Genomic DNA, 25562 nt, shown 5'->3' with positions numbered 1-25562 from the left:
TGACAGTACAGTTTTCCCCTCCAGCGGCAGTAAGTGTCAGTGTTCAACTTTCGGAGACTGATGATGAACAGTGACCAAAGATCGTCTGAACTAACCAGACTAAGGCGTCAGCATAAGCTAGTTTGCACTGTCATCGCAGCCGTACTCATCTGTGCAGGTATATATGGGATCGTTGCACGTTTGGGCTTCATCCTGATGGCACCATTTTTTGTTATCGCCTTAGGAGTGTTGGTCGATGCGTTTCTGCCAAAAGTAAGTTGGTTCTTCTGTGTGCGGGACGTGAGAGACATCTTTGGGTGGAGAAAACGATGATTGTGAAAAGTGTTTTTGTGTGGTTAAAGGCCGGGGCAATACTGGCTTTCTTGTTCATCGGCATTATTGGTGCTGCTAACAGGATTTATTGGGTTAACAGCGAAGGATTGAGTCAGGGAGCGATGTCATCCGCATTGGTTATAGAAAAATTTGACCTAGATCTCGGTGAAATGTGCCGTTATGACAAACCACAGCATGTCGAGTTCAAAGTCCTTTATAACCAGACAATCCAGTTTCGCTGCTCTTGGTTTGAAGGTGGTGGGTTAACCTTGTGGCCTTTTTACACCGAGCATAACGTAAGTAGTGCCGAAGCAACCTCTGTGTTCAATGGCATATTCCAGAATATGGAGGGACATGATGAGTAACCAGTTAGAGCTCTTCCATGTCCAAGAAGCGTATGCCAAGGCGGATAAACCTTTATCCAATGACGAACTCTACGATTCAGTGGCGGAGCTCGCAGGGATTCCTAAAAGCGCTCTGAATGAACAAAGTGAAATTGGCAAGGCAAAGGTCAAGCGAAGCAAGCTGAAAAGGCAGATCCGCTGGTATCAGCAAACCCTCAAGTCGATGAACCTTATCCAAAAGGTAGACGGCGAGCGGGGTGTCTGGGAGCTATCAAGCAAAACCAAGAAGGGCCTGCATGAGGCTCTTGGCGGCGTTCGACTTGTCGCCTATTCAACAAATCTTGGACTGGCAGTGTGGTCAAACAACAGGAGCTTTTTCTCTGACCTCGATGAGCCGGTTCATCTGTGTGTTACATCGCCGCCGTTCCCGCTCCGGATACAGCGTGGCTATGGAAACGTTGATGAAGCCAAATGGGTGGATTTCATTACTCAGGCGCTCGAACCGATAGTCAAGAACCTTGTGCCTGGTGGAAGTGTTGTTCTGAATGTCAGCAATGACATCTTCGAGGCCAAGAGCCCCTCCAGATCTCTCTACGTTGAGAGAATGGTGCTGGCGCTCCATGACCGGCTCGGGCTGTCTCTCATGGATAGATGGCCGTGGATCAATCTGTCCAAACCACCAAGTCCTACCCAGTGGGCTTGTGTGAACCGTTACCAGTTGTGTTCCGGGTGGGAGCCTGTTTATTGGTTTACCAACGACCCTGACAGAGTGCGCTCAGACAACAGGAGGGTCTTAATCCCTCATACAGAGAAGCATCAGAAGCTGATGGCCCAAGGCGGTGATAGCAGGGTGGTTAGTTATGGTGACGGGGCCTATCGACTGAGAGGGAACGCATTCTCTAATGTTACCGAAGGACGGATACCGAAGAACGTTATCCAGCGCGGCCACCGTTGTTCGGATACGCTGGAGCTTCGCAGGATCGCTAAAGAACTGGGATTGCCGCCGCACCCGGCCATGTTCCCAACAGACATTCCTGAGATGGCTATCCGCTTCCTGACAGAAGAAGGGGACCTGGTTGTTGACCCGTTCAGTGGGTCGAATAAGAGCGGGTTGGCCGCAGAAAGGAATAACCGGCGCTGGATCGCTTGTGACATCATCCTTGAGTACATTCGCACCCAGGCGGAAATGTTCACCGGCTTTGATGGATTTTGGATGAACCCAGCAATAGGAATGGTAGGAACGGGAGCAGGCCAATATTCATGAAGCGTGATTTATTAGAATCAATAGGGCTAGATGCTAGTCCCTTAGAGTTGGCGGCCAAAGCGGTGCTTCGTGGAGAGCTAGACCGTGTAGAAGTTCATCCTTGTGATGAAGGTGATGATGTGGTTGCTGCCAGGCATTTAACACAAGAGATGAAAATTTTGCTATCCGCTCTCACGGGCTATAAATTGTCGAAATAGCTTAGTTGATATTATTTAATAACAAAATGAGGTTTGTATGAACGTAACAAAAGTCCTTCTTATTGCATTGATTGCTTCTGTATCAGCACTGCTCACACTTTGGGTGGCGGGAGGTTTGACTATGAGCGGTTGGTATATTCCAATTGTTTTTTTGGTAGTAGCTAGTGTCATTTCTGACAGGGCAGGCTTGGGGTCAATATCTGAGTTTTTTGAAATCTAAATGAAGGGAAATTGTATGTCAGCACAGCAATTGGCCGCTTTACTGGGTCAACCACTTTGGAAAATTGAGAGAGCTCTAGCTGTGCTACGAGCCAAAGGCCTTGTTGAAACCAACAAGTAAGGAATCCGTAAAATGATTTTGAGTTTTATGGATTTCTTTATCATTGCGCTCATTATTCGTGGGCCTGAGTTGCTGCGCCTGTTTGTGGAGATTTTGCAGTTCGGTTGTAGGCTTGATAAGGCGCAGTACGCGCTTGCCTGTGATGACCATGCTAATTTTCACTACAAAGAGAAGCCTTGTGTTTGGTTTAGAGCAAAGCTGGCAGTAAAAGCATTTATTCTAAATAAGTAATAGGATACCGAAATTGGCGAATGAGCTTGGTGCTGCCCTGCAATTGCGCTGACAGTACAACCCTTCTAAAAACGCGGCCTTTATGGCCGTTTTTTGTTTCAAGTTTGTTTTAACAGAACCATAATTAGATATTGCAGTATCATTTTATGGTATGTACAATCTTTCACATGTGAAAGTTTGGGGGTGATATAAATCACCTGAAAGTAACCAAAATTGAGGTGGGTATGGCAAAAGTAATCAGCTTCGCCAACCAGAAAGGCGGGGTGGGGAAGAGTACCCTCTGTATCCAACAGGCCTTTTATCTGGCGTTACAGAAGAAAAAGAAAGTGCTGGTCTTGGATATGGATGGTCAGGGGAATACATCCTCTCGACTGGCCCCCAGACGAGAGCTGGAGGATGGAGACTATGAGCCTATCCTAACTGGAACAAAAACCGCTGAGCTGTTCGCTTACGAGCTGGACGGCATTGATGTTATGCACTGCCCTTGTGGTGCTGACCTTATTCATACACCGAAAAACGATCCGGATTTGTTTGAAATGGAGGCTGTGCCTCTCGATCAAGCAATGAACCCGGCTCGCCATTTGGCTGCTCTTTTTGAGAACTATGACTACGTGCTGATTGATTGTCCGCCTAGCCTCGGCAGAAAGCTGGTGGCTGCGTTGGTCATGTCCACCCATGTGGCATGTCCAGTGAAGCTATCAGGTTTTGCTGTTGACGGTGTTGAAGGTCTTTTAAATACAATAATTGGTGTTCGAGAAGCGTATAACTCTGAGTTGAACATTCTTGGAATTATTATAAATGATATGGATGGATCAGTTAATCACGCTAAGTCTTTGCATAAGTTGGAAAAAGAAATACCAGATTTTTTATTTAAAAACAAAATTATGCACCGTCCACCATTAGATACAGCAACCACGGATGGGATACCTGTTTGGGATCTGCGTTACGGACATGTCGCGGCCAGAGAGGTTGAGGCGGTGTTAGAAGAAATTTTAGAGAAGGTGGGCTAAACGATGGCATTAAATAATTTGAGAGGCCTGTCGGATCTTGCTAAAGCTGCCAAAGGCAAGAAAGGTAAAGAAGTTCTTACTGTGCCAGTTGACGACGTTGTTTCCAAAGTCCAGGTGCGTAAGCGCTTCCGCAACATTGAAGAGTTGGCAGCGACTATGCTAACCGAGGGGCAGCAGTCTCCTATCATCGTGTTTCCTAAGAATGAGGAAGGAAAGTTCGTCATTCAGAAGGGGGAGCGACGTTGGAGAGCATGTAAACATGCAGGTATTGATACTATCGATCTGGTTGTCAATGATAAGGTCCAGAATAATCTGGACGAAACTGCTGGTGAGTTGATCGAAAACATCCAAAGAGATGACCTAACGCCGGTAGAAATAGCCGAGGCATTGAATCTGTTTATTGAAGACGGTTGGAAGCAAAAAGACATTGCTGATCGCCTCGGGAAAAACATCACTTTCGTATCTACGCATTTGTCATTGCTAAAACTACCAGACTGTGTGCGCGAGTTGTATGATAATGAAGTATGTTCTGATACAGAAACCTTGAATAATCTTCGTCTTTTGTTCGATATGAACGAAGAACGCTGCCGTGCTGTCTGTGCTGTGGCTATGTCTGACGGGATCACCCGGAAACAAAGTCGTGAGCTTCTGAACGATGCCAAGCGCATCAAAGAAGAAATGGAAAAAGGCCCTCTGACTGGCTCCGGCCACAATGATGAACCTGGTGATGGAAATACCGATGACCAAACCCTAAACTCAAATGGGAATGGTACGGAGGAGCAACTGGGTAATACCGAGCAGAACCATAACCAGAATGTGTTGGAAGACGGTTCAGACCGTGATGGTCTGAATGACGATGATTTGGACCCTTTGCTCGATGAAGAGGACAAAGAGCCTGTCCAGCAGCCTATTAACAGCGGAAAGAACAAAGATGAAGGTGGTGATGCTCTTCCTCCTCTGCCGAAGGACAAAGAGTGGAAGAATGTCCGAGCCGACAGTTTGGTTATTGCTGTCAACGTTAACCTGGATGGTGAAACTAAACGCGGAGTCATCATGACAGACCGTGTGGCTCTGGTTCCATCTACTGTCTGGGTCAAAACGCTCGATAGTGAAGGAAAGGAAAAGCATGTTCATGTGCCTGTGTCAGACATTGAACTCCTTAGTGTCGAAGGCTAACAAAGGAGGCCCAGCCAAAAAGGGTGGGCCTGTCAAGAACAGGTGAATATGAAGATCTCGCAGGACATGAAGAGAAAATTTGCTTTGGTGAATGCCCTGTCTAAAACGGAGAAGCCAAGTCTCCAGGACCTTCACAAGGCGACAAATATTCCTGAATCAACAATCAAGAGGCAGTTGGCTGCTTTGCGTGATGAGTTCGGAATGAACATTTTATTCGTCAGGGAGTCAACCGGCGAACGAGGTGCCACCGGCTACTACATACTGACAGATTGGGGGATCTTAGACAGGTCTTCGTTCTTGAACCGGTACGGAAAGCTGTAAGGTGCCATAGAGCAGAGTAATGAATGGAAAACCCGCCATCAGGCGGGTTTTTTTATGCGGCCACGGTGGCGGCGGATGCTGGAGGTTTCTCAGCGTAGTAGGCGATATTCCTGGTTCGTCTGCTTAGGGTGTCTATGCCGACGATACTCAGAGTTTTTGGCGTGGCATCACGGGACTCGAAATAATGAAAGAGCTGGAGCATACAGCACTTCACCATTAATGGATCAATGTCTTCCAGGTAGATTGAGGTTTCGGCTAAGGCCCCTTGGCCTTTGTTCTCGATCAGGTTTTCCATCCAGTGAATGGCGTTGACGCCAGAGCCACAGCAAGGCTCATAGAAGTCTGCCGAAGGCTTTGAGCCAACAATGAGTGATAGCAAGCGGCCAATCTCTGGAGGGGTGGGGAAGTAGTTAGTGCCTTTCTTGTGGAAGCCAGACATGCTCAGGACGTAGCCAAGAACATCGCTTGTGGGATCGCGCTTCATTGCCGCAGACAGAACATGGGAAAGCTCGAAGGCGACCGGCTGTAGTTCCTCCGGGATCTCCTCCTTGGCTGGGTATAGGCCAGTCTGCAAATAAGCCCATTGGTCGATAAAGGCCTCAATAAACTGAGAAGTGCCCATTCTGTAACGGGACTGCTCAATGAGAGATAAAGCCTTGGATGTAAGTTGCTGTGTTTCTGGTGACATAAGCTCTCCAGTTTGTTCTGACGAAACATTCAAGAGGTAGAAACGAAGAACCCCGCCGAAGCGAGGTTCTTAGCTTTCCTGCATACGTATGATCTTTAGGATTTGAAAAGGTGCTTCATTCGTGATCTAATTGATTTTGCGAATAAAAAAGATCACCTTTGCAGGCAAAACGAATGAAGCACGAACAAGATAGCCGATTCTTAAACGCTTTTGAACGACTTTTTTCTCCAGATGAGCTTGATACGCTTGGGCAAAAAACCGGATTTATGAAACGTCGTCGCCAGGTCACGCCGCATAAGTTCTGCATGGCGTTGGTCAGCGCCCTTGGCTCTGGGACTACGAATTCTATTACCGATATCCACCGTCAATTTAATCATATGCACTTCACCAACATACAGCTAAAACCTTTTCATAAACAGTTGGTTAAAATGGCTGCGCCTGAGTTTATGCGTGAAGTGTTTGAAAAAGCACTGGCTGTGCATCTTCCAGATATGCTTACTCTGCGAGAGAAGTATAAAGACGTTTTTGAACGTATTATTTTGCAAGATGGCACCAGTTTCGCGGTGCATGGCGACTTAATGCACTATTTTCCAGGCCGTTTTAACGTACACAACCCTGCTGCGGTTGAGTTGCATGTCACCTATGATGTGTTCAAAGGACAACCACAGCGCGTAAGCCTGACCGAAGATATTGCGCCAGAGCGGGAGTATTTGCCATCAGCCTCATCCTTAGCTGGTTGCTTATTTATGGCAGATGCGGGTTATTTTTCAAAGGCTTATGTCCAGGAATTGCAAGACGCCAGCGCTTTTTTCATCATCCGCATGAGCAACAGCGTGAATCCAATGGCCGTTTGCAACAAAAGCCAGCAGGCAAAACCGCTGAAATCATGGCTAAAAGAATTACCCGGTACAGGTGCGTTGGATTTAGACGTGCATTGGCCGGATGGTCCAATTTATCGTTGTGTGGCATTTGCCGCATTAGATCACAAAAAAAGACATGTTTTGGTGTGCACCAACCTTGATCGGCAACAGTTTCCCGCAGAAGTTGTCGGCGACCTCTACCGTGTCCGCTGGCAGATTGAACTGCTATTCAAAGAATGGAAGTCGATGAATAATTTGAATAAATTCGACACGTATCATCCAACAATAGTCGAAACACTGATCTGGGGAAGCTTGCTTGCGGCAACCTTAAAACGGTGGCTTATCAACGCGGCACAACAAAAGTATAACCGGGTGATTTCACTGTTTACCGGTGCAAAATCAGCCCATATCTGGTGGTTACCCTTTTGTTTAGATATTGCCAGAAGCCATGGCGCAGATTTAGTGACGGCCATAAATGAAGCATTGGCATTTTTAGCACAACGTTGCCAGCGTCAGAATTTGAAGAGGGATCAAAAAAACGGGGTGTTTAAAATACTAACTAATCTAAATATATCAGCAGTTTAAGCTCTTAAGGACATACGTATGAGCTTTCCTGATTGCCTTAGTGCCGAAGCAAAGACGTCTTGATAAAGTCGGGACAACCGGACATTTCCCGATCGATGAAGTCCTGACGTTTCGCCAGCGGCCATTTCATGAACGCCGCGAGCGGGATGCGCTTATTCGTGTTAGTATTGCCTTGCAGCATAACAAAGCTCCTTAATAGCTTGATTGTGTTGTAAGGGCTGCAACGAAGGTAGAAGAGCGATGCGGCCCTTATTTATGATTATTACAGCATCATAAAATAATATCAAGAGACAATAAAACGATACTAAGAATAATGAGCTTTCACATGTGAAAGTATTCAAATCCCCAATCTAGCGTGATCCCCACCTCCAAATAACTTGTTCTTCTTCCCAAAATGGGCGTGTCAGCGTCCCATTTAAAGTAATTGTTAGTGAGATATTGACTACATGAAATATGCCTATATCATAAGGTCATAAAATGATGCTATGAAAGTGAGCGATATGCCAAAGACAGCAAATCATCTCCGTTTGAAGAAACCTTGCGCCAACTGCCCATTCCGAAAGGAAGGGGCTATCGAACTTGCCCCTGGTAGGTTGGAAGGCATCATCAACGACATAGTTGAAAACGATATGACGACGTTCCACTGCCACAAAACCGTGCATTCAAAGTACGGTGGTGAATGGGATGAAGAGGGCAACTATGCACCTTCGGGACAAGAGTCGATGTGTGCCGGTGCGGCTGCTTATTTGATGAAAATGGGCAGGCCAACAGTGGCTATGCGGATAGCGTTTGCTTTTGGTGACGTAAAGGTGTCCGACTGGGACGAGGCTCAAGCGCTGGTTATTGAACCGTTGGTGCTGGGGAGCGGAAATGAGTAAGCAATACGCGGTAGTGCCGCATCCAAAACTGAAACGAGAGTACAAAGGTAGACTGGTCAGAACTACGCGGGAACTGAAAAATGGTTGGGGAATGATTCCTCTAGGGGCAGTAGCAACTGTCTCGCACCAGTCTCCCAAGGGATCAGAGCTGGTTTTTGAGCCATGTGATAATGGGGATATTGCTTTCCGGGTTTCTACACATGGCTACACAGAAGCCTACGAAAAGGCGGTGAAAAAATATTGTGAGCTCCATGATTTGACGGAAGATCAGTATGTCGAGTTGCTTGGCCGTATGCCGAGTAAGGATGTTTTCACTGGATGCCTGTTGGATGCTATTTTAAAGCGCGGACATCGCGCCACAAAAGCAGAAATACAGAGTAAATTGGACTCTACGAAAAATAAAGAAAATTAAGTAACAGAGGGAAATTCATGACCGTACCGTTATGGGAGGCACAGAGAATGCTTCATAAAGAAGGCGAACAAGCAATTAGATTCTCTGTCCACAAATATAACCCTTACAATAAAGGGCGAAAAACCACTCTTGAAGAGGCGGTCCGATGCCTTGCTTTTCAGTCGCGTTTTGCTGGTACGCACTCATTTGTCGATAGCGAAACCAAAGAGCCTATGCACTTACAAATTGATATAGCATCAAAAACAGATGTTCCTATGCTTGGCATGTTCCTGTCAGTCTACATTTCGGATGGAAAAGAAAAGTACCTGTCTCAATTTATTGTAAGCGAATCAAAGTCGCACTACTTCTTCCTAGATTTTAGCTTGGCAGCAGCTAAAGCAAAATCCATAGAAGTATAAAACTGGTGGGTCGCTCATGGCCTACGGTTACTTTGTGTCTTGGCCGACAAGCCCAACCCAATGAGTGAAAGTGAAATAATCCGTTTGATGGATAGATGGAGAGGCTCAGGGAAATACAAGGACGATTTGTGTCAAGGAATAGGGTCTCCCATGTCAAGAGTCGCTATATTCGTGAGAGCAATGCAACGTGGAGCATTATCTGTGTATGCCGAAGATAGAAACAAAGCGTATTCTCTGTCTGCTGCCGGTAAAGCGTTTGTTTCACAGCTCCACAAAAAGACGTTTGATCCAGACTTGCCATTCCGAATTAATGACTGGTTAAATAGAGGTGATTATGATGCGATGTCTCGATATATAAGAACGGTATTTGGCAGGCAAATTAGGTTTCAAAGAAATTTAGGCAATTGAAAGCAGGGGCCATAAGGCCCCTTTTTTTAATCTTCTAAATGCGAGCAGTTGAGTTCGGATAGCACCTTCTCGTAGGCGTTATTTTCATTTGTTTTCCGCAGTTCTACCATCTCTACGATGAATGGGGTTAGGGCCAAAGATTGTGGCTCCCAGATGCGATTACACATATCGGCCATGTGGGCATTTACATCAGTAATGACGTAAATAAATTCAGGAAGATCTTTTAGACCTCCCAAAGCCTTTGCCATATCAACTGCTTCCGTGGTCTGGTAGCTATGGTTACTTTTAAGTCCAGAAGTGAGAGGCATTATATTTTGTGCTAAATAGCTTGCTGACGCCGCCATTATTCCAGATGAAATACCTTCACCCGTATCTTCGGTAATGGCTGAACTTGTGGTTAGTATGGTAGCTAGGATGATTGATCCGAACATAGTTAATTCCTTATTCTAAGTCTGATTTTTTGAAAGGCATTGTGCCTTTGCAGTCTGGATAAGCTGTGCAACCCCAAAACTTAGAGGCTCGTTTTTTACCTGGTGCCTTCCCTTTTCTAAGGCGCATAGGGCTACCGCAATCTGGGCAGTCTGGGCAATCCTCCGCAGCGATACGCTTCTCGGGTTTACCTCTATTATCAGGGAATGTCTTTTTACAAGCCTCGTTCTGACAACCCCAGAAAAAGCCGTTTTTACCTTTGATTCGGTGCATCTCTCCACCACAGTTAAAGCATTCGTGTGAAGGAGGTTTCGCGCCTTCAAATGCTTTAGCCATCGCGCCACCTTCTTTTGTCAGAACTGGCGCAGCCACCTTGAGCTGATCGACCATCTGGCAAATCCAAGTGGAAATCTGCTTCATGAAGACAGACATGTTTCCGGAGCCAGTGGCGACTTTTTCAAGCTCTTGTTCCCAGGCCGCAGTCATGCCAGGTGATTTGATTGCTGGTGGAAGCACGGCGATAAGTGCATGAGCTTTATCTGTTGCAAGCAGTACCTTTTTCTGACGCTTGAAATAGCCTTTATCTACAGCTCCCTGGATGATGCTGGCGCGTGTTGCTGGAGTGCCCAAACCGGCTGTATCTTTGAGGATCTGCTTGAACTTCTCCTCAGTCACAAACCGGGCAATGTTCTCCATCGCGGCAAGTAATGTGGCTTCTGTGAAGTGTGGTGCTGGCCGCGTCATTTTGTTCATCAGCTCAGTACCATTGAGCAAGGCAGGTTCGCCCTGACTAACCCTGGGGAGCTTCTCCTGTTCAACCGGCGCGTCGGTATCTTCTCCTTCATCCTTGGGGCTGCTTTCGCTGTCAGAAGCAAACAAAACCTTCCAGCCTTGTTTGGTCGGGGTCTTACCGGAAGCAGCAAAGAGGTGACGTCCACACTGCACCTCGATGGAGGTTTTGGTGAACTCGAACTCGCTGTAGAACTGCGCGATGTAGAAACGACGTATGGCGTCGTAGAGGTTTAACTCGATCTCAGACATGGCACTGATGTCTGTTCTTGCTGGGGTGGGAATGATCGCGTGGTGCGCGGTCACTTTAGAGTCATTGAATACTCTGGCCTTGCGGTGAGGATCTGCGCCAGCTACCAGCCCTGAGACGTTCTGATCGGACAAAATAAGCGCCTGTAGGATGTCAGGAATGTCTTCCTTTTGGCTCTCTGGCAGGTAGCGACTGTCGGTACGAGGGTAGGTTGTTGCTTTGTGTGTTTCATACAGAGCTTGGGCTGCATCAAACACCTGCTGAGCTGTATATCCCCATCGTTTACTTGCGTATTGCTGCAATGAAGTCAGATCGAAGGGAAGGGGAGCAGACTCTTTTCCTGGTTTTGTCTCTGCCTTGCTGATAACTGCATTGGCACCGTTGACTTGAGAAGATACCTGCTCGGCATAGGCCTTATTGATACATCGGCCTTGTTCGTCACTACACTCCTCTGGCGGTATCCACTGAGCGGCAAACTGACCATTCTGCACGGATACGTTCACGCCCAGAGTCCAGTATGGGGATGGTGTGAAACCCGCGATCTCTCGATCTCGTTGACACACGAGAGCTACGGTAGGTGTAATGACCCGACCTACGTGGAGGGTATGATTGAAACCTACATCTCGCGCCAATACTGTATAGAGTCGGCTTACGTTCATCCCCACCAGCCAGTCGGCGCGTTGCCTTGCTAGTGCAGCGTAGTATAGCGAGACAGTTTCTTTGCCGTCCTTAACGTTATTTAGCGCTTTCTTAATGCTCGACTCATCGAGTGCAGTCAAGCAAACACGACGAATAGGACCTGAGTAGCGGAATCGATCCAAAAGCGAACGGGCGATAGCTTCACCTTCGCGGTCGAAATCGGTAGAGATGTAGATGGTACTTGCTTTTTTGACTAGGCCTTCAACGATTTTGTACTGCTTTAGCGCACTCTTGCGAACGTTGTACCGCCAGGATTCAGGAGCAATCGGAAGAGTCTCCAGTGACCATGACTTGTATCGTTCGTCATAGTCATCTGGCATATACAATTCCAGAAGGTGGCCGAAGGCCCAGGTAATAACCCTGTTTCCTCCATCATGGATAAATCCATCTCCCCTTTGGGAGGCTTTCATTACTCCTGCCAAGTCTTTGGCCTGAGAAGGCTTTTCGCAGATATAAAGGTCCATCAAGCAGCTCCCTTCATCTTTGATTCCAGATTCGCCAGCTCAGTCCAGTTTTGGGCAAGAACTTTTATCTCGGGATAGTCTCTGGAAAGGTTTTCGAGGACTCCAGAAATGACATAGGCCGCTTCGTGGGTATTACCCCTCGAACCAGCCTCCTGGAGCATGATTGATAAAGCGTCGAAGAGCTCAGCCTTTCGGCCAGGCTCTGTGTGATTTCTTATTTCAGAGCTTTGCATGGATTCACCACAGAGTAGGGACGCACGGATTCGCGCACAATACGGCGATCTGCGTCTGTTACGGCCTGACTGGAGCAAAAGTGCGTCCAGGCATTCAGGTAATCTTGATAGTTATGAGCAGGCGGTATGCAGCCAGTCACAACGTCCTGGGGTATGTTTGTGGCACCTTCACCCTCAATAAAGCGCCAATCGTGCTCATCCATGCCCTTGCCGCTATCGCAATAGCGTTCCCAGCGTGACAACTCGTACAGCGAGTAACCTTTACCTTTGTTCATGGACTTGAAGGTATTGATGGCTTCGCCTACATCCCCTTCTTGCTCTATTCCAACCGGAGTTTTAACTGCATCAGCGGAATCATCTTTCACCTTGTTAATCGTCGCGCTGACATTACCGTCGCCCAGCACATGGATATAACCCGGTTGGCGCAATGCCGCACCACCGCGTCCCATATTGTCCCATGCGATAGAAAGTTCCCGGTTAACTCGGGCCGGTTTGTCATTCTCCGCAGGGGATACTTGGGATTGGGGTTTTTGTTCAGGGGCGTTAGAGGCACACCCGGCCAAAATTGCTACTCCCAGAATTGCTATCAGTTGTCTCATCGTGTCATTCCTCATCAAAAATTGTCGATGAACCCATTCTAAAAGGGGGGAGATGGAAAGCTGGTTTCTCAAACTGCCCAAATTGGACAGATAGGCGTGTGTGCGATCTAAACGTGTTTTGAGAGCATGTACTGACGAAAAATACGATAGGAATATGGTCAACCTACATGCTGAAAGCCCTGAACAAGTTATTTGGTGGGCGAAGTGGAGTGATCGAGGCCACGCCAAGCGCCAGAGTGTTGCCGCTTAAAGACGTGGAAGATGAAGAAATCCCTCGATACCCACCTTTTGCCAAGGGCCTGCCAGTGGCCCCACTAGACAAGATACTGGCAACCCAAGCTGAACTAATTGAGAAAGTGCGGAACTCTCTCGGTTTCACTGTGGACGACTTCAACCGGCTTGTTTTGCCAGTGATCCAACGGTATGCCGCTTTTGTTCACTTGCTGCCAGCTTCCGAATCTCACCATCACCGAGGAGCTGGTGGGTTGTTCCGGCATGGGCTTGAAGTAGCCTTTTGGGCAACTCAGGCTTCTGAGTCGGTTATTTTTTCAATCGAGGGAACGCCTCGGGAACGCCGCGACAATGAACCTCGTTGGCGGTTGGCGAGTTGCTTCTCCGGGCTCCTGCATGATGTGGGCAAACCGTTGTCAGATGTGTCTATTACAGATAAAGACGGATCGATCACATGGAATCCTTATTCAGAGTCACTTCATGACTGGGCGCACCGTCACGGAATAGAGCGTTACTTTATTCGGTGGCGCGACAAGAGACACAAAAGGCATGAGCAATTCTCGCTACTGGCTTGGCATCGAATTATTCCGGCTGAGACGCAGGAGTTTCTTTCCAAGTCAGGTCCTTCCATCATCGAGGCGATGCTTGAAGCTATTTCGGGAACCACTGTCAATCAGCCTGTTACAAGACTGATGCTTCGTGCTGACCAAGAGAGTGTTTCAAGGGACCTTCGCCAAAGCCGTCTTGATGTGGACGAGTTCTCTTATGGTGTGCCAGTAGAGCGGTACGTGTTCGATGCTATCCGTCGCCTGGTGAAAACTGGGAAATGGAAAGTCAATGAGCCTGGCGCGAAAGTTTGGCACCTAAACCAAGGTGTTTTCATCGCATGGAAACAGCTTGGAGATCTCTATGATTTGATCAGTCAAGACAAAATCCCCGGCATTCCAAGAGATCCAGATACGCTGGCCGACATTCTCATCGAGCGCGGTTTTGCTGTGCCAAACACTGTGCAGGAAAAAGGTGAGCGAGCGTACTACCGATACTGGGAAGTGCTGCCGGAGATGCTCCAGGAAGCAACAGGCTCTTTGAAGATTTTGATGCTCCGCCTCGAATCAAACGACTTGGTGTTTACCAATGAGCCACCATCAGCCGTTGCAGCAGAAGTTGTTGGAGACGTTGAGGATGCTGAGATTGAGTTCGTTGACCCTGATGAGAGTGATGACGATCAAGATGAAGGCGGAGTGTCTCTGAACGATGACATGTTGGCCGCAGAGCAGGAAGCAGAGAAAGCTCTAGCCGGTCTCGGTTTCGGTGATGCGATGGATATGCTGAAAAGCACTTCAACAGAACCCGAAGACACACCAGCCCAAGGCGCGTCTGAAACAAAGGACTCGTCTAAAGCACCATCAGCCACAACACCAATCAAGGGAAAACAGGTTAAGGCCAAACCCAAAAAAGACACAGAAGAACAAACAGAGAAACCTGAGGCAAAAGAAGAGTTGTCACCTCAGGACATTGCCAAAAACGCGCCACCTTTGGCGAACGATAACCCTCTGCAAGCCCTCAAGGATGTTGGGGGTGGACTGGGTGACATCGACTTCCCATTTGACGCATTCAACGCATCGACTGACGCCTGCATTGCTGACGAAGTGAGTCTTAAAAACTCCAACGAGGCAGAGCTAGAACAGCCCAAGGCTGACTTCGTTCCAGAAGAACAAAACTCCCTGCAGGGCGATGACTTCCCCATGTTTAGTGGTTCAGATGAGCCTCCATCATGGGTTATTGAACCATTGCCTATGTTGGCCGTTGAGTCAGAAGAGGCTTCTGCCACAACAGAAATGTCACAAGCGAACATACCTAATCAGCAGGAAAAAGACGCTAAGACATTGCTGTCTGAGATGCTTGCTGGCTATGGCGAAGCATCTGCTCTGCTTGAGCAGGCGATCATGCCTGTTCTGGAAGGGAAAAAGACGCTGGGAGAGGTTCTATGTCTGATGAAGGGCCAAGCCGTAATCCTATACCCAGAAGGTGCTCGGTCATTAGGTGCGCCGTCAGAAGTTCTCTCAAAGCTATCCCATGCCAATGCGATTGTTCCAGATCCTATTATGCCTGGTCGTAAAGTGCGAGATTTCAGCGGTGTGAAAGCAATTGTGTTGGCGCAACAACTTTCAGATGCAGTCGTAGCGGCCATCAAGGAAGTAGAAGCGTCAATGGGTGGATACCAGGATGTCTTTGAGCTTGTATCTCCTCCTGATGCTGATGTCAGAAAGAGCAAGTCTGCTCCGAAGCAACAAAGCCAACCGATGCAGAAAAAAAACCAACAACAGAAGTCTGATGCTGGTTCAGGTCAAGCTGCACCGGCAAAAGACACGAAAGGAAAAACTGCTCAGAAACCTCAAAAGGAGAAAAAAGGCGATACCTCCTCTGTGGTTACGGGGCATGAAAGCAAGCCGATTGAAGAAAAACAGAACGTGGCTCGCCTTCCCAAGAGAGAGGCTCAACCCGAAGCTGTTGTAGTTACCAAAGTTGAGCGTGAAAAGGAACTTGGTCACATCGAGGTCCGAGAAAGGGAAGAGCAAGAGGTGAGGGAGTTTGAACCACCAAAGGCTAAAACAAACCCGAAAGACATCAAAGACGAAGACTTTTTGCCGCCTGGCGTTACCCCTGAGAAAGCGATTTTGATCCTCAAGGACATGATCCAGAAACGTTCGGGCAGATGGCTAGTTACACCTGTCTTGGAAGAAAACGGCTGCTTAGTCACCAGCGATAAAGCGTTCGACATGATTGCCGGGGAAAACATCGGCATCAAAAAACACATCCTCTGTGGGATGTTGAGCCGGGCACAAAAACGCCCTTTGCTCAAAAAGCGTCAAGGAAAATTGTATTTAGAGGTAGATGAAAAATGACAATGAGTTATGACCCGCTCGCCTACGAGATGCCGTGGCGGCCTAACTATGAAAAAAATGCTGTGGCAGGCTGGCTTGCAGCCTCCGGTGCTGCTTTGGCCGTGGAGCAGGTCAGCACTATGCCTCCAGAGCCCTTTTATTGGATGACGGGGATCTGTGGTGTGATGGCAATGGCTCGTTTGCCTAAGGCTATCAAGCTCCATTTGCTGCAAAAGCATTTGAGGGGCCGAGATTTAGAGTTTATCTCCATTACGGAGCTCCAGAAGTACATCAAAGATACGCCGGAAGATATGTGGCTTGGCAGTGGGTTCCTGTGGGAAAACCGTCATGCCCAGCGCGTGTTTGAGATCCTGAAACGAGATTGGACATCTATCGTCGGAAAAGAATCGACGGTTAAAAAAGTTGTCCGGAGAATACAGGGTAAGAGAAAAGAGTTGCCTATCGGCCAACCTTGGATTCACGGGGTTGAGCCAAAAGAAGAAAAACTTATGCAGCCTCTAAAGCATACAGAGGGGCACACTCTAATTGTAGGGACCACCGGTTCGGGCAAGACCCGTATGTTCGACATTTTGATCTCTCAGGCCATCCTGCGCGGGGAAGCTGTGATTATCATAGACCCGAAAGGTGATAAGGAGATGCGAGACAATGCCAGACGGGCCTGTGAAGCTATGGGACAACCGGAAAGATTCGTCTCATTCCACCCGGCATTCCCAGAAGAATCAGTGCGTATCGATCCCCTGCGAAATTTCACCCGTGTAACGGAAATCGCAAGTCGATTGGCTGCATTGATTCCATCCGAAGCTGGGGCTGATCCATTCAAATCATTTGGCTGGCAGGCTCTTAACAATATTGCTCAAGGGCTTGTTATCACCCATGACCGTCCTAACCTAACAAAACTCCGTCGTTTCCTTGAAGGTGGCGCTGCTGGTCTAGTCATCAGAGCCGTTCAAGCCTATTCAGAACGAGTTAGGCCTGACTGGGAGGCCGAAGCTGCGCCTTTCCTAGAGAAAGTAAAAAACGGCTCTCGTGAAAAGATCGCTTTCGCTTTGATGAGGTTCTATTACGAAATCATTCAGCCTGAACATCCCAACTCAGACCTTGAAGGTTTGTTGTCGATGTTCCAGCACGACCAAACCCACTTTTCCAAGATGGTGGCAAACCTCCTTCCGATCATGAATATGCTGACGTCCGGAGAGTTGGGGCCATTGTTATCGCCAGACTCAACTGACCTAAGTGACGAACGCCAAATCACTGACTCTGCGAAGATCATTAATAACGCCCAAGTAGCCTACCTGGGCCTCGACTCGCTGACCGACAACATGGTCGGTAGCGCTATGGGCTCAATATTTCTTTCTGACCTTACAGCGGTTGCTGGGGATAGATACAACTATGGCGTCAACAACAGGCCCGTAAACATCTTTGTTGACGAAGCTGCTGAGGTGATCAACGACCCATTCATCCAACTTTTGAACAAAGGACGTGGTGCGAAACTTCGTCTTTTCGTTGCAACCCAGACTTTTGCAGATTTCGCAGCTCGACTGGGCAGCAAAGACAAAGCGCTCCAAGTCTTGGGGAACATCAACAACACGTTCGCTCTGCGTATTGTTGATGGGGAAACCCAAGAATACATCGCGGATAACTTGCCGAAGACGCGGCTCAAGTACGTTATGCGTACACAGGGCCAGAATTCTGATGGTAAGGAACCCATTATGCACGGAGGCAACCAAGGCGAGCGTTTGATGGAGGAGGAAGCGGATCTTTTCCCTGCCCAATTACTGGGAATGCTTCCGAATCTGGAATACATAGCCAAGATTTCAGGCGGAACTATCGTAAAAGGCCGTCTGCCAATATTGACCCAGTAAGAGCAGAGCTATGTGTAACAAGAAGTATAGAAACTACGAGGTAGCCATCATGGTCGATGTGAACCCTTTTGACCGGGTTATGAATGAATTGAAAAATCGTGGACGCAAAAACGCTCATATCCTGAGCATCCTTCAATTCGATTGGCCTGCATCAGAGGTCATCATCGAGAAGCTGAGCTGCTACATCACAGACGGTATTAAGGCTAATCAAGAGCCAGTGATTTACCCGATCATTGAAGAGGCTCTTCATCGCTACAGCCAGCTTGTGTTCCATGAACAGAGAGAAAAGTACGAAGACCCAGCCCGAATAGGGGCGTTTTTAGAAACTCTCATCACCGAGACTTGCCGGGCGCTGGAAGCACAAATCGTCGATTGCGGTGGCGATTTATGGTCTGTCGATTCAGGAGAACCGTTCTCACTGTGGCTGTCTTCCCATCCTGGAGAATTATCTATTAACCCGCAGCCCCACGAGGATGAAACCTCTTTGCGCGGCTTGCTGTATGAACTCATCACCTGTGAAAGTGTGAAAATTGTTTTAAGGAGAACTGACTATGAACAAGCCGTGGTTGCTGGTCGCATGGCTGCTGGCTATTGAGATACTTGCGATATTGCTGCTGATCCCAGGTGACTGGACAGACAAAGCTATCAAAAGAGAGTCTGTGCTGGTGGAGCAAAGTCTCGGGATCGAAGCCAGAGACTGGATACAGGACAAAGCATCTACCTGGTTCCGGTCGAGCATTATTGATTCTGGCTTCTATGAAGGGATGTACCAAACGTTGATCCCCTCAGAAGAAGAGCGCCAGAAATCCAAGGGTATGCAGGACATGGGAAAGGGCTGGTTCGCGTGGGTTAAGGGACGCATGGAGGCCTTTGTTAACGTCATTTACCAGTTCTATACCAGACTGGCGCTGTTAGCTGCTTGGGCTCCCTATATGCTCATCCTGTTTGTACCGGCTGTGTACGATGGGATGATGACCTGGCGCATCAAACGGACCAACTTCGACTACGCAAGCCCAGTTTTGCATCGCTATAGCGTTCGCGGAACAATGTACTTGATGGCTGGTTTGTTCATCGCATTCTTCGTCCCTATAGCTCTCGATCCGGTTGTCATTCCACTTACGATGATGACCTGTTGCGTTCTGGTAGGCCTGACGTTCGGCAACCTACAAAAACGGGTATAGGAGGGGGGAATGAGCTACTCCGTTTTAAATCAAGATGGTGTGCATCTGTGTGACATTCCACGGAATGTCTATCAGTTGATACGTCGCCAGTCCCTGTCAGAGTTATGGCTTTACTGGGTGCAGATTTTGAATTTGGTTAAGGTGTTAATTGCTTGCGTCGGGAAGATGGTCTTTGTTATGCCAGTCGCATGGTTCTGGGTGCTGTTTTTGTGCAGCATGGTTGCACCAGAGCGAATTTCTGACGTATCAGGACTTTTCTATCCAGATGTGATCGGGTGGGCCGCTGGCGCGGCTATCACCATCATCATTTACTCTGCATTCACACGACCAGCAATGTACGGATACCACAACGTATTCAAGCAGCGCATCTGCTCAAGAGTAAAGCAAATAACGCCCGAGCTCAGAACAGTCTCAGGGCCACTGTTCTTCTACAGAAACGAAATTGGAACGATATAGAGAGAAACCATGAACGTAACCAAGAAAATTCATCTGCTGGCGCTGGGATTGTTTATGACCGGTACTGCCATCGCTGCACCTGATGTGCTCAATGACGACGCAAAGCTCAAAAACCTTGAGAAAGTTTGCCCTGACTGTGAAATGGTGGCAAAAGATGTGCTCAATCTTCGGGTTCAAAACTGCCAGCTAAAAGATACCTCCAGTGCAATGATGATAGGAACTATGCAAAATGACCCTATGTTTTCGTTTATGCTGGCGGTACACACTGCGGCAGGCTCGGAGGCATACAAAACAGTAGTTGGTGCCGCTGGCAACCATGTTGACTGTGAAAACCCATTGAACTGGATCAAGCTGACCCAGCAAGCAATTAAAGGAGGCAAAGTCTAATGCGTAAGAGAGATTTCTTTTTTGGAGAGGTGTATGAGGGGAGTGGAGGAGCCACTCTACGACTGAGTGATATGGAGCCATTGGCAAGAAAAGTATCAGCAGAGTTCTTCACCGCACAACTGAACCGTATGTTGAAAGAGCATGACGGTCAGTTGACGCTCAGCGATGGAACGTCGTACCCCAGCTTTTGGAGTTTCATCGACAAGGTTGATACCAAACAGGTTGGCTATGTGGAAATCTATGCTCGTCAAGATGTCAACGATAATGTGGAAGCAACGCTGGCTTGTGACATCGTTTTGGTTAATGGCGTGATCACCGTGAAGCCGCACTGGTGTGCTTACAAGGACATCCGTGCTGACGAAGTGATTTCCACCTTACTGGTGCCTTTGCACTTGAAAGCTCTCCAGGGCAAGGCTTACATTCGCTTGGATGATGGTGAAACCGAACCTCTGTTACAAAACGACGACTATCAGGCTGAACTTGAAAATGTGTTTAGTGTTTCCAAGTACCCATCAGCTATGAGCTGGGGCGATACAGCAGACCAGAAGGTTAAGCAGTACAATATGGACCTTGAGTGCGCCACAGATGTTGGTCGTCGAGGTGTCTCATCAGAGCAAGCATGGGATGCTTATCGAGAACTCCGGCGCAATAGAACAATGTGAAACAAGCGGCCATTGGCCGCTTTGAACTTTCACATGTGAAAGTTTTTCGCCTCCCTCTATTATCATCTCCTCGAATAAACCTCCACAAAGTGCCCAAAATGGGCCGTAACAGCACTGTTCCTAGATTGCTCAATTAAGAGACGATTACTCCGTGATGACGACAAGTTATTCGGAGGGTCTATGTCCGCACAAGCTCACGTCAGAGAAAGCGAAAGCTCATCTGGTTCATTCATCTCCTGGCAGTTCCTTGTATGGCAGGTGATGTTCGTTATAGGTGTTGTTGCAGGGATGAACCTGGAACACGTATTCAATTTTCTAGGTTAATGGGAGGAAGTGTGAACGTTAATAAACAATTTTTCTGGTTTTTGATGAACGCTGTGCTTATGTGCATCTTTATCCTTCCCGTAGCGGTTGCCTTTTGGTTGTCTGCTTTTGCGGCAGGATTTGACTGGAGTCAGTGGGTCAAGCTGACCGCTGATACAGTCAACGGAGCTGCAAGTGATCCTATTAAGGCTCTGGGTACTGTTCAGACCTACTGGGGAATTTTCAGCTTCTTTTTGCTTGCGGCGTACAGTTTTATGTTCAAGTTTAAAGCCAAGGCCCAAAAGGAAGAGGAGGCGCTGGCCGGTATTCGCACAGCCAATGAAATTGGCGTTGCTTCTTCTGAAAAAGATTCAGTTGCAGTTTCTCAGAACTAATAACCAATCCGATGAAAGTAAAAGGGGCAGCTTCGGCTGCCTTTTTTTATTTGTCGCTGGAAGTGCCCGAAAAGGGCGCGAAGCCGTGGCAAAAAATTAGTGCCCTTGAATGAGAATACAGTCCACTAGGAAAAGAAGAGGGTTGCTATGAAGCCTGTAAAGATACCGCGCCGGGTTGATGAGCCACCGCATCTGCTGTTGTGGAGCGCAGATGAGTTGGCCCCAATGCTTTTGGGACTGACTATAGGGGTTATCATCGGTAAGGCCTTGATCTGCTTTTTAGGGGGGGTACTTGTAACCAACCTTTATCGACGGTTCAGGGATAACCATCCGGATGGATACCTGCTCCACATGATCTACTGGGCCGGGTTCATCATGACCAAGGCCAAATCTCTCAAGAACCCGTTTGTCCGGAGGTATTTGCCTTGAACTTTAAAAAGTATCTCAAGACCTGGGAAGGGACCCAAACAGAAAATAAGTGGGGTCGAGTCTTTCAGGGTGGTCTCATCGCAATCGTTTTGTTGCTAGTTATCCAGGTATTCAGCAAGGAAACAATTGTGACTATGCAGCCGTTCACTCTGACAGAAGAAGCCTGGGTGACAAAAAACAACGCCTCCCAGTCATACAAAGAGGCTTGGGGTTTTGCCTTTGCCCAGTTGCTTGGGAACGTGACTCCCGGAACTGTGGATTTCGTTAAGGAACGGCTTACCCCGCTTCTCTCCCCGAGCATCTATCAAGACGTGATTGATGCCATCGAAATTCAAGCTCAGCAGATCAAGAACGACCGAGTAACCATGAGGTTCGAGCAGAGATTTGTTGAGTATGAGCCCAAGAGCGACAAGGTTTTTGTCTACGGATATTCCTATGTCAAAGGGGCTTCTTCTAACGAGGAACGTAGCGAACGCTCCTACGAGTTCGCTATCAAGATTTCAAACTACGCGCCCGTGCTGGACTACATCGACACCTATGTAGGAAAGCCACGCACCAAAGCTGTTTTGGAGCAACTCCAGCGCAAAGAAGAGAACCGGAGAAAGAATGAAGAACAACGCTAAAATTTCGCTTCTGGCGCTGTCCTTGGCGCTTGGAACATCAATGGCCTATGCCTCGGATGATATTCCTGTTGTCCCGGCAAGCGTTATGAAAAAAGACGTTCCAGCCCCTGTGACGTCGGGACAAAACGCCAGTGAAGTAGTGGGTCATGTAAATGAAAACCCCATGCTGACGATGCAGCCCGGCGTAAACCAAATAATCCCTATTGCCATTGGTCATCCCAATCGTGTTGTAACACCTTTCAGTAATCCAGAGATTGTCTCCACTTCCCTGACTGGAGCAAACGAAAACGGTCAATGCGGTGAGGTTTGTATCAAAGAGAACGTGGTCTATGTTGCTACGGATAAACAATATCCTGTGACTATGTTCATTACGGAAAAAGGCTCAGAAGCCCAAGCATTAAGCCTGACTATGGTTCCTCGCCGTATTCCGCCTAGAGAAGTATTTCTCAAACTCGATGGTGGTGTAGGGATCAGTGGGGCATTTGCTAATTCCAAGGCTGAGGCTTGGGAGCAGAGTCAGCCTTACGTCGAAACTATCCGCTCTGTGTTCAGGAAAATTGCCATCGGGGAAGTTCCACAGGGTTACACGTTGAACCGTATCCCTGCCGGAGTCGCTGTACCTAGTTGCTCACACCCTGGGATTAAGGTGGATTTCGGTAAAGGGCAATACATGATGGGGCATCACCTAAATGTATTCATCGGTGTAGCACAGAACGTTTCTGAACAGCCTATCGAGTTCAAAGAGGCTCTTTGTGGAAGCTGGGATGTCGCTGCTGTTACTACGTGGCCGCTCAACGTGCTTGAGCCCGGCCAGAAAACGGAACTCTATGTAGCGAAGAAACAAAAGCGTGGAATTGCTCCAACGTCTAAGCGCCCTTCGCTTTTGGGAGGTGGTCAATGATCAAACGATTCTGGACTGAGCTAGACCCCCAAAAGAAACGCTGGGTAGCAATTGCTGGTGGCCTATTCGTTCTTTTTGCAGTAGTGACGATGTTCTCTGGTGAGCCGAAGAAGGAAGAAAAACGCGGTAGGCAAGAAACCATCAAGCATGTTCTTACAGACAAAAACACCCGTGAGATAGGGATAGATTCGCTGTCTGCCGATGTGAAGATGGTGTCTCGTGAGAACTCAGACCTGAAAAAGGAGCTGGAGAAAGTTAAAAGAGAGCTGGAGCAAACAAAGGATACTGCCGGTAAATCCAGCGATGTTGGTAGAGATATTACTCGTCTACGTCAAGACATTGAGCTTCTGACTCAGAAAAACATGGAACTGGCAAAGAAGGTTGAAAATGGCGGAAAAAAATCCTCTTCAACAGGGGATGCTAGAACCGATGTTGATGGTGCAATTGCATCTGGTGAAGATGGGCGGTTCATGGAGAAAAAGCTCGACTACAAAGATCCTGCATCTTTTTTCCGTGACGCACCACTCCCTGACTCGAAGGGTGGAGCTCCAGCAACAGGCAAAGGTGATGGCCGTGATGCCACTAAGCCAGGCATTCAGATTGTGAGCTACTCACAGAAGGCCCCAGAAGTTGATGTGAAAGACGACAAAGATGATGAGTCCCTATATCTACCGTCAGGTTCCATCCTGACAGGTGTACTTATCAACGGTATGGATGCACCTACTTCCCAAGGTGCCAGACGAGATCCATTCCCTTCAACTCTTCGGATTCAGAAAGAAGCCATATTGCCTAATCGTTTCCGTGCGGATGTCAGAGAGTGTTTCCTGATTGTTTCAGGCTATGGCGACCTTAGTTCTGAACGAGCCTACCTACGCGGTGAGACATTCTCTTGTGTCAGGGAAGACGGTGGCGTGATTGAAGCGAGGCTTGATTCTTATGCGGTTGGTGAGGACGGAAAAGCTGGTGTTCGAGGCCGCGTTGTATCGAAGCAAGGGCAGATTATTGCCAAGAGCTTGATGGCTGGGTTTCTTGGCGGCGTGTCTGAGGCCTTTGATGTTAACCCTGTACCAGTTGTTAACACCAACCCTGGCTCAAATACCCAGTATCAGTCAGTTTTCTCTGAACAGATGTTTCAGGGGGCTGCTGCGAAGGGGGCTAGTAAGGCGCTTGACCGTATCGCTCAATTCTACATCGACATGGCCGAAGGTATCTTCCCGGTCATCGAGGTTGATGCTGGCCGCCAAGTAGACATCATTGTGACAAAGGGCACCAAGTTACAAATTCGTTCCAATGGGGGCAATAAGAAATGAAAATTTTGAACATTTTGACCAGAAAGGGCAGTTCCAGAGGCAAGGCTCAAAAGGAACAGGCTGTAAGATCCGCAAAGATGTTGGGGGTGGGAGCAGTTCTTCTAGTTCTGTCGGGCTGTTCCTCACTCAACATCGGTAGCGATGAGTATAGCTGTCCGGGAATGCCGAGTGGTGTTCAGTGTATGTCAGCGAGAGACGTTTACGCCGCAACTAATGACGGAAATGTCCCTCGCCCAATGAAGCCTGAGGAAGTCGAGGCCAAAGCGGAAGCGGATGGCGGAGGTTCCTCTGACGTTTCAGTGAGCTCATCTAACTCCGGGGATTCGGTTATCGACAATTATGTCGCACCACGTCTTCCGGATCGCCCAATTCCAATTCGCACACCCGCGCAGGTTATGCGGATTTGGGTAGCTCCCTGGGAGGACACCAATGGTGATCTCATCGTGACAGGGTATGTCTACACCGAAATCGAACCGCGCAGGTGGGTAATTGGGGATGGCACACCGCAAAGTGAGCCAGTTTTGAGACCGCTGCAAACGGTAACACACGAACCGAAGTCTGAAACAACTAAATAGGAGATGTTCTTGATGAACGTAAATCAGTTGGCGAATGCCTCAAGTAAAAACAACGCAATCTTGCTTTTTATGGGGTTGCTGGTGGTAGTATTCCTACTCGTGCCAGATCAGGCTTATGCCGGTACTGGTGGCGGTGCTTTTGATGATGTATGGGAAACTCTCAAGGATTGGACCCAGGGTACTTTGGGTCGGATCGTTGCGGGTGCGATGATCCTCGTAGGTGTTGTCGGTGGTATCGCTCGCCAAAGTCTCATGGCCTTCGCTATGGGTATCGGTGGCGGTATGGGTCTGTACAACTCCCCGTTAGTAGTAGAATCCATCATGTCTGCCACTCTGGAACATGCAGAGAAGGTTATTCCGACGGTTGTGCAACTCAGTAATGGATTGGGTGTGTAAAAGATACTTCGCCGTTAATGATGGCGTAATAAGGGCAGCATAAAAGCTGCTCTTATTT

General features: G+C 48.1%; 32 protein-coding genes. 27 read left to right on the top strand and 5 right to left on the bottom strand.

The annotated features are described in order from the left end of the window. Window positions 1-308 precede the first annotated feature (308 nt). From M0413_RS13800 to M0413_RS13765, 8 genes are all read left to right on the top strand, one after another. On the top strand, window positions 309-677 hold the full coding sequence (locus tag M0413_RS13800; protein WP_219921394.1) for a hypothetical protein: 369 nt from the start codon (window positions 309-311) through the stop codon (window positions 675-677). After that, window positions 670-1920 (top strand): DNA-methyltransferase, encoded by a 1251-nt coding sequence (locus M0413_RS13795; RefSeq protein WP_249554595.1) that lies wholly within the window; start codon window positions 670-672, stop codon window positions 1918-1920. Before M0413_RS13800 ends, M0413_RS13795 begins: the two co-directional genes overlap by 8 nt. Further along, a complete protein-coding gene (locus tag M0413_RS13790; protein ID WP_249554593.1) occupies window positions 1917-2117 on the top strand; it encodes a hypothetical protein in 201 nt (66 codons plus the stop codon). The genes M0413_RS13795 and M0413_RS13790 overlap by 4 nt, the downstream gene beginning before the upstream one ends. A 37-nt stretch (window positions 2118-2154) precedes the next feature. Beyond that, complete coding sequence (locus M0413_RS13785) at window positions 2155-2337, top strand: hypothetical protein (protein WP_249554591.1); 183 nt, start codon at window positions 2155-2157, stop codon at window positions 2335-2337. 132 nt (window positions 2338-2469) lie between these two features. Continuing rightward, complete coding sequence (locus M0413_RS13780; RefSeq protein ID WP_249554589.1) at window positions 2470-2688, top strand: hypothetical protein; 219 nt, start codon at window positions 2470-2472, stop codon at window positions 2686-2688. A 224-nt stretch (window positions 2689-2912) separates the two neighbouring features. After that, complete coding sequence (locus M0413_RS13775) at window positions 2913-3698, top strand: ParA family protein (RefSeq protein ID WP_022635572.1); 786 nt, start codon at window positions 2913-2915, stop codon at window positions 3696-3698. Between the two features lie 3 nt (window positions 3699-3701). Next, window positions 3702-4874: a ParB/RepB/Spo0J family partition protein gene (locus M0413_RS13770; RefSeq protein WP_022635573.1), complete on the top strand. Its 1173-nt coding sequence runs from the start codon at window positions 3702-3704 to the stop codon at window positions 4872-4874. Window positions 4875-4922: 48 nt separating this feature from the next. Continuing rightward, window positions 4923-5195, top strand: coding sequence for a helix-turn-helix domain-containing protein (locus M0413_RS13765; protein WP_041982374.1), 273 nt, complete (start codon window positions 4923-4925; stop codon window positions 5193-5195). Window positions 5196-5247: 52 nt separating this feature from the next. Here the strand turns inward: M0413_RS13765 and M0413_RS13760 are convergent, their stop codons facing one another. Then, complete coding sequence (locus M0413_RS13760; protein WP_349628461.1) at window positions 5248-5916, bottom strand: N-6 DNA methylase; 669 nt, start codon at window positions 5914-5916, stop codon at window positions 5248-5250. A gap of 140 nt (window positions 5917-6056) precedes the next feature. Between M0413_RS13760 and M0413_RS13755 the strand changes: the two genes are divergently transcribed. Next, complete coding sequence (locus tag M0413_RS13755) at window positions 6057-7328, top strand: IS4 family transposase (RefSeq protein ID WP_249554586.1); 1272 nt, start codon at window positions 6057-6059, stop codon at window positions 7326-7328. 37 nt (window positions 7329-7365) lie between these two features. Here M0413_RS13755 and M0413_RS13750 read toward each other — a convergent pair whose 3' ends face one another. Next, window positions 7366-7509 carry a hypothetical protein gene (locus M0413_RS13750; RefSeq protein ID WP_000939033.1) on the bottom strand — a complete coding sequence of 48 codons (144 nt, stop codon included), beginning with the start codon at window positions 7507-7509 and terminating at the stop codon, window positions 7366-7368. A gap of 304 nt (window positions 7510-7813) precedes the next feature. Here M0413_RS13750 and M0413_RS13745 point away from each other — a divergent pair, with 304 nt between their 5' ends. From M0413_RS13745 to M0413_RS13730, 4 genes are all read left to right on the top strand, one after another. Continuing rightward, window positions 7814-8206, top strand: coding sequence for a hypothetical protein (locus M0413_RS13745; protein WP_349628460.1), 393 nt, complete (start codon window positions 7814-7816; stop codon window positions 8204-8206). Beyond that, the gene (locus M0413_RS13740; RefSeq protein ID WP_240310219.1) at window positions 8199-8618 is read left to right on the top strand and encodes a hypothetical protein; all 420 of its coding nucleotides are present in this window, start codon (window positions 8199-8201) and stop codon (window positions 8616-8618) included. The genes M0413_RS13745 and M0413_RS13740 overlap by 8 nt, the downstream gene beginning before the upstream one ends. Before the next feature lie 17 nt (window positions 8619-8635). Beyond that, on the top strand, window positions 8636-9016 hold the full coding sequence (locus tag M0413_RS13735) for a hypothetical protein (RefSeq protein WP_114822865.1): 381 nt from the start codon (window positions 8636-8638) through the stop codon (window positions 9014-9016). A gap of 150 nt (window positions 9017-9166) precedes the next feature. Further along, complete coding sequence (locus M0413_RS13730) at window positions 9167-9424, top strand: hypothetical protein (RefSeq protein WP_249554585.1); 258 nt, start codon at window positions 9167-9169, stop codon at window positions 9422-9424. A 26-nt stretch (window positions 9425-9450) separates the two neighbouring features. Here the strand turns inward: M0413_RS13730 and M0413_RS13725 are convergent, their stop codons facing one another. The 3 genes from M0413_RS13725 to M0413_RS13715 all read right to left on the bottom strand — a co-directional run bounded on the left by M0413_RS13725 (window position 9451) and on the right by M0413_RS13715 (window position 12887). Further along, a complete protein-coding gene (locus M0413_RS13725) occupies window positions 9451-9855 on the bottom strand; it encodes a hypothetical protein (protein ID WP_114822864.1) in 405 nt (134 codons plus the stop codon). 10 nt (window positions 9856-9865) lie between these two features. Continuing rightward, window positions 9866-12055 (bottom strand): DNA topoisomerase III, encoded by a 2190-nt coding sequence (locus M0413_RS13720; RefSeq protein WP_210146613.1) that lies wholly within the window; start codon window positions 12053-12055, stop codon window positions 9866-9868. Window positions 12056-12269: 214 nt separating this feature from the next. Then, window positions 12270-12887, bottom strand: a complete 618-nt coding sequence (locus tag M0413_RS13715; protein ID WP_210146614.1) for a hypothetical protein — start codon at window positions 12885-12887, stop codon at window positions 12270-12272. 167 nt (window positions 12888-13054) lie between these two features. Here M0413_RS13715 and mobH point away from each other — a divergent pair, with 167 nt between their 5' ends. The 14 genes from mobH to traA all read left to right on the top strand — a co-directional run bounded on the left by mobH (window position 13055) and on the right by traA (window position 25504). Further along, on the top strand, window positions 13055-16024 hold the full coding sequence (gene mobH / locus M0413_RS13710; RefSeq protein ID WP_210146615.1) for a MobH family relaxase: 2970 nt from the start codon (window positions 13055-13057) through the stop codon (window positions 16022-16024). A 2-nt stretch (window positions 16025-16026) separates the two neighbouring features. Continuing rightward, complete coding sequence (traD, locus tag M0413_RS13705; protein WP_432289761.1) at window positions 16027-17886, top strand: conjugative transfer system coupling protein TraD; 1860 nt, start codon at window positions 16027-16029, stop codon at window positions 17884-17886. A gap of 49 nt (window positions 17887-17935) precedes the next feature. After that, window positions 17936-18481 (top strand): hypothetical protein, encoded by a 546-nt coding sequence (locus M0413_RS13700; RefSeq protein ID WP_249554583.1) that lies wholly within the window; start codon window positions 17936-17938, stop codon window positions 18479-18481. Next, complete coding sequence (locus tag M0413_RS13695; RefSeq protein ID WP_022635537.1) at window positions 18438-19067, top strand: IncC plasmid conjugative DNA transfer DtrJ family protein; 630 nt, start codon at window positions 18438-18440, stop codon at window positions 19065-19067. Before M0413_RS13700 ends, M0413_RS13695 begins: the two co-directional genes overlap by 44 nt. Window positions 19068-19076: 9 nt before the next feature. Further along, window positions 19077-19523 carry a hypothetical protein gene (locus tag M0413_RS13690; protein ID WP_210146618.1) on the top strand — a complete coding sequence of 149 codons (447 nt, stop codon included), beginning with the start codon at window positions 19077-19079 and terminating at the stop codon, window positions 19521-19523. Between the two features lie 9 nt (window positions 19524-19532). Continuing rightward, entirely contained in the window at window positions 19533-19910 is a 378-nt protein-coding gene (locus M0413_RS13685) for a hypothetical protein (RefSeq protein WP_013141541.1), read from the top strand. Further along, window positions 19910-20572 (top strand): hypothetical protein, encoded by a 663-nt coding sequence (locus tag M0413_RS13680; protein ID WP_249554581.1) that lies wholly within the window; start codon window positions 19910-19912, stop codon window positions 20570-20572. The genes M0413_RS13685 and M0413_RS13680 overlap by 1 nt, the downstream gene beginning before the upstream one ends. Window positions 20573-20907: 335 nt before the next feature. After that, a complete protein-coding gene (locus tag M0413_RS13675; protein WP_249554579.1) occupies window positions 20908-21270 on the top strand; it encodes a hypothetical protein in 363 nt (120 codons plus the stop codon). A gap of 147 nt (window positions 21271-21417) precedes the next feature. Further along, window positions 21418-21699, top strand: a complete 282-nt coding sequence (traL, locus tag M0413_RS13670; protein ID WP_210146620.1) for a type IV conjugative transfer system protein TraL — start codon at window positions 21418-21420, stop codon at window positions 21697-21699. Further along, window positions 21696-22322 (top strand): TraE/TraK family type IV conjugative transfer system protein, encoded by a 627-nt coding sequence (locus M0413_RS13665; RefSeq protein ID WP_210146621.1) that lies wholly within the window; start codon window positions 21696-21698, stop codon window positions 22320-22322. The genes traL and M0413_RS13665 overlap by 4 nt, the downstream gene beginning before the upstream one ends. Next, the gene (locus tag M0413_RS13660) at window positions 22306-23223 is read left to right on the top strand and encodes a TraK domain-containing protein (RefSeq protein ID WP_210146622.1); all 918 of its coding nucleotides are present in this window, start codon (window positions 22306-22308) and stop codon (window positions 23221-23223) included. Before M0413_RS13665 ends, M0413_RS13660 begins: the two co-directional genes overlap by 17 nt. Further along, entirely contained in the window at window positions 23223-24533 is a 1311-nt protein-coding gene (locus tag M0413_RS13655) for a TraB/VirB10 family protein (RefSeq protein ID WP_210146636.1), read from the top strand. Before M0413_RS13660 ends, M0413_RS13655 begins: the two co-directional genes overlap by 1 nt. Next, window positions 24530-25108 (top strand): type IV conjugative transfer system lipoprotein TraV, encoded by a 579-nt coding sequence (gene traV, locus M0413_RS13650; protein ID WP_210146623.1) that lies wholly within the window; start codon window positions 24530-24532, stop codon window positions 25106-25108. The genes M0413_RS13655 and traV overlap by 4 nt, the downstream gene beginning before the upstream one ends. A 12-nt stretch (window positions 25109-25120) precedes the next feature. Next, window positions 25121-25504, top strand: coding sequence for a TraA family conjugative transfer protein (gene traA, locus M0413_RS13645; protein ID WP_263212276.1), 384 nt, complete (start codon window positions 25121-25123; stop codon window positions 25502-25504). Window positions 25505-25562: the final 58 nt, after the last annotated feature.

The organism is Shewanella sp. 8A (genome assembly GCF_023475945.1).
Classification (GTDB): domain Bacteria; phylum Pseudomonadota; class Gammaproteobacteria; order Enterobacterales; family Shewanellaceae; genus Shewanella; species Shewanella xiamenensis.
Note: the sequence above shows the minus strand (reverse complement) of the source record. Positions and strands in the feature narration are given on the sequence as shown.

Excerpts from the sequence above, each read along its gene's own strand:
- M0413_RS13700 (WP_249554583.1), top strand. The coding sequence starts at position 17,936 with ATGGTCGATGTGAACCCTTTTGACCGGGTTATGAATGAATTGAAAAAT.
- M0413_RS13750 (WP_000939033.1), bottom strand. The coding sequence starts at position 7,509 with ATGCTGCAAGGCAATACTAACACGAATAAGCGCATCCCGCTCGCGGCG.
- M0413_RS13740 (WP_240310219.1), top strand. The coding sequence starts at position 8,199 with ATGAGTAAGCAATACGCGGTAGTGCCGCATCCAAAACTGAAACGAGAG.
- M0413_RS13725 (WP_114822864.1), bottom strand. The coding sequence starts at position 9,855 with ATGTTCGGATCAATCATCCTAGCTACCATACTAACCACAAGTTCAGCC.
- M0413_RS13695 (WP_022635537.1), top strand. The coding sequence starts at position 18,438 with ATGAACAAGCCGTGGTTGCTGGTCGCATGGCTGCTGGCTATTGAGATA.
- M0413_RS13795 (WP_249554595.1), top strand. The coding sequence starts at position 670 with ATGAGTAACCAGTTAGAGCTCTTCCATGTCCAAGAAGCGTATGCCAAG.
- traL (WP_210146620.1), top strand. The coding sequence starts at position 21,418 with ATGAAGCCTGTAAAGATACCGCGCCGGGTTGATGAGCCACCGCATCTG.
- M0413_RS13690 (WP_210146618.1), top strand. The coding sequence starts at position 19,077 with ATGAGCTACTCCGTTTTAAATCAAGATGGTGTGCATCTGTGTGACATT.
- M0413_RS13790 (WP_249554593.1), top strand. The coding sequence starts at position 1,917 with ATGAAGCGTGATTTATTAGAATCAATAGGGCTAGATGCTAGTCCCTTA.
- M0413_RS13800 (WP_219921394.1), top strand. The coding sequence starts at position 309 with ATGATTGTGAAAAGTGTTTTTGTGTGGTTAAAGGCCGGGGCAATACTG.
- mobH (WP_210146615.1), top strand. The coding sequence starts at position 13,055 with ATGCTGAAAGCCCTGAACAAGTTATTTGGTGGGCGAAGTGGAGTGATC.
- traV (WP_210146623.1), top strand. The coding sequence starts at position 24,530 with ATGAAAATTTTGAACATTTTGACCAGAAAGGGCAGTTCCAGAGGCAAG.
- M0413_RS13785 (WP_249554591.1), top strand. The coding sequence starts at position 2,155 with ATGAACGTAACAAAAGTCCTTCTTATTGCATTGATTGCTTCTGTATCA.
- M0413_RS13780 (WP_249554589.1), top strand. The coding sequence starts at position 2,470 with ATGATTTTGAGTTTTATGGATTTCTTTATCATTGCGCTCATTATTCGT.
- traA (WP_263212276.1), top strand. The coding sequence starts at position 25,121 with ATGAACGTAAATCAGTTGGCGAATGCCTCAAGTAAAAACAACGCAATC.
- traD (WP_432289761.1), top strand. The coding sequence starts at position 16,027 with ATGAGTTATGACCCGCTCGCCTACGAGATGCCGTGGCGGCCTAACTAT.
- M0413_RS13775 (WP_022635572.1), top strand. The coding sequence starts at position 2,913 with ATGGCAAAAGTAATCAGCTTCGCCAACCAGAAAGGCGGGGTGGGGAAG.
- M0413_RS13730 (WP_249554585.1), top strand. The coding sequence starts at position 9,167 with ATGTCAAGAGTCGCTATATTCGTGAGAGCAATGCAACGTGGAGCATTA.
- M0413_RS13755 (WP_249554586.1), top strand. The coding sequence starts at position 6,057 with ATGAAGCACGAACAAGATAGCCGATTCTTAAACGCTTTTGAACGACTT.
- M0413_RS13660 (WP_210146622.1), top strand. The coding sequence starts at position 22,306 with ATGAAGAACAACGCTAAAATTTCGCTTCTGGCGCTGTCCTTGGCGCTT.
- M0413_RS13680 (WP_249554581.1), top strand. The coding sequence starts at position 19,910 with ATGCGTAAGAGAGATTTCTTTTTTGGAGAGGTGTATGAGGGGAGTGGA.
- M0413_RS13765 (WP_041982374.1), top strand. The coding sequence starts at position 4,923 with ATGAAGATCTCGCAGGACATGAAGAGAAAATTTGCTTTGGTGAATGCC.
- M0413_RS13715 (WP_210146614.1), bottom strand. The coding sequence starts at position 12,887 with ATGAGACAACTGATAGCAATTCTGGGAGTAGCAATTTTGGCCGGGTGT.
- M0413_RS13685 (WP_013141541.1), top strand. The coding sequence starts at position 19,533 with ATGAACGTAACCAAGAAAATTCATCTGCTGGCGCTGGGATTGTTTATG.
- M0413_RS13735 (WP_114822865.1), top strand. The coding sequence starts at position 8,636 with ATGACCGTACCGTTATGGGAGGCACAGAGAATGCTTCATAAAGAAGGC.
- M0413_RS13745 (WP_349628460.1), top strand. The coding sequence starts at position 7,814 with ATGAAAGTGAGCGATATGCCAAAGACAGCAAATCATCTCCGTTTGAAG.
- M0413_RS13770 (WP_022635573.1), top strand. The coding sequence starts at position 3,702 with ATGGCATTAAATAATTTGAGAGGCCTGTCGGATCTTGCTAAAGCTGCC.
- M0413_RS13720 (WP_210146613.1), bottom strand. The coding sequence starts at position 12,055 with ATGGACCTTTATATCTGCGAAAAGCCTTCTCAGGCCAAAGACTTGGCA.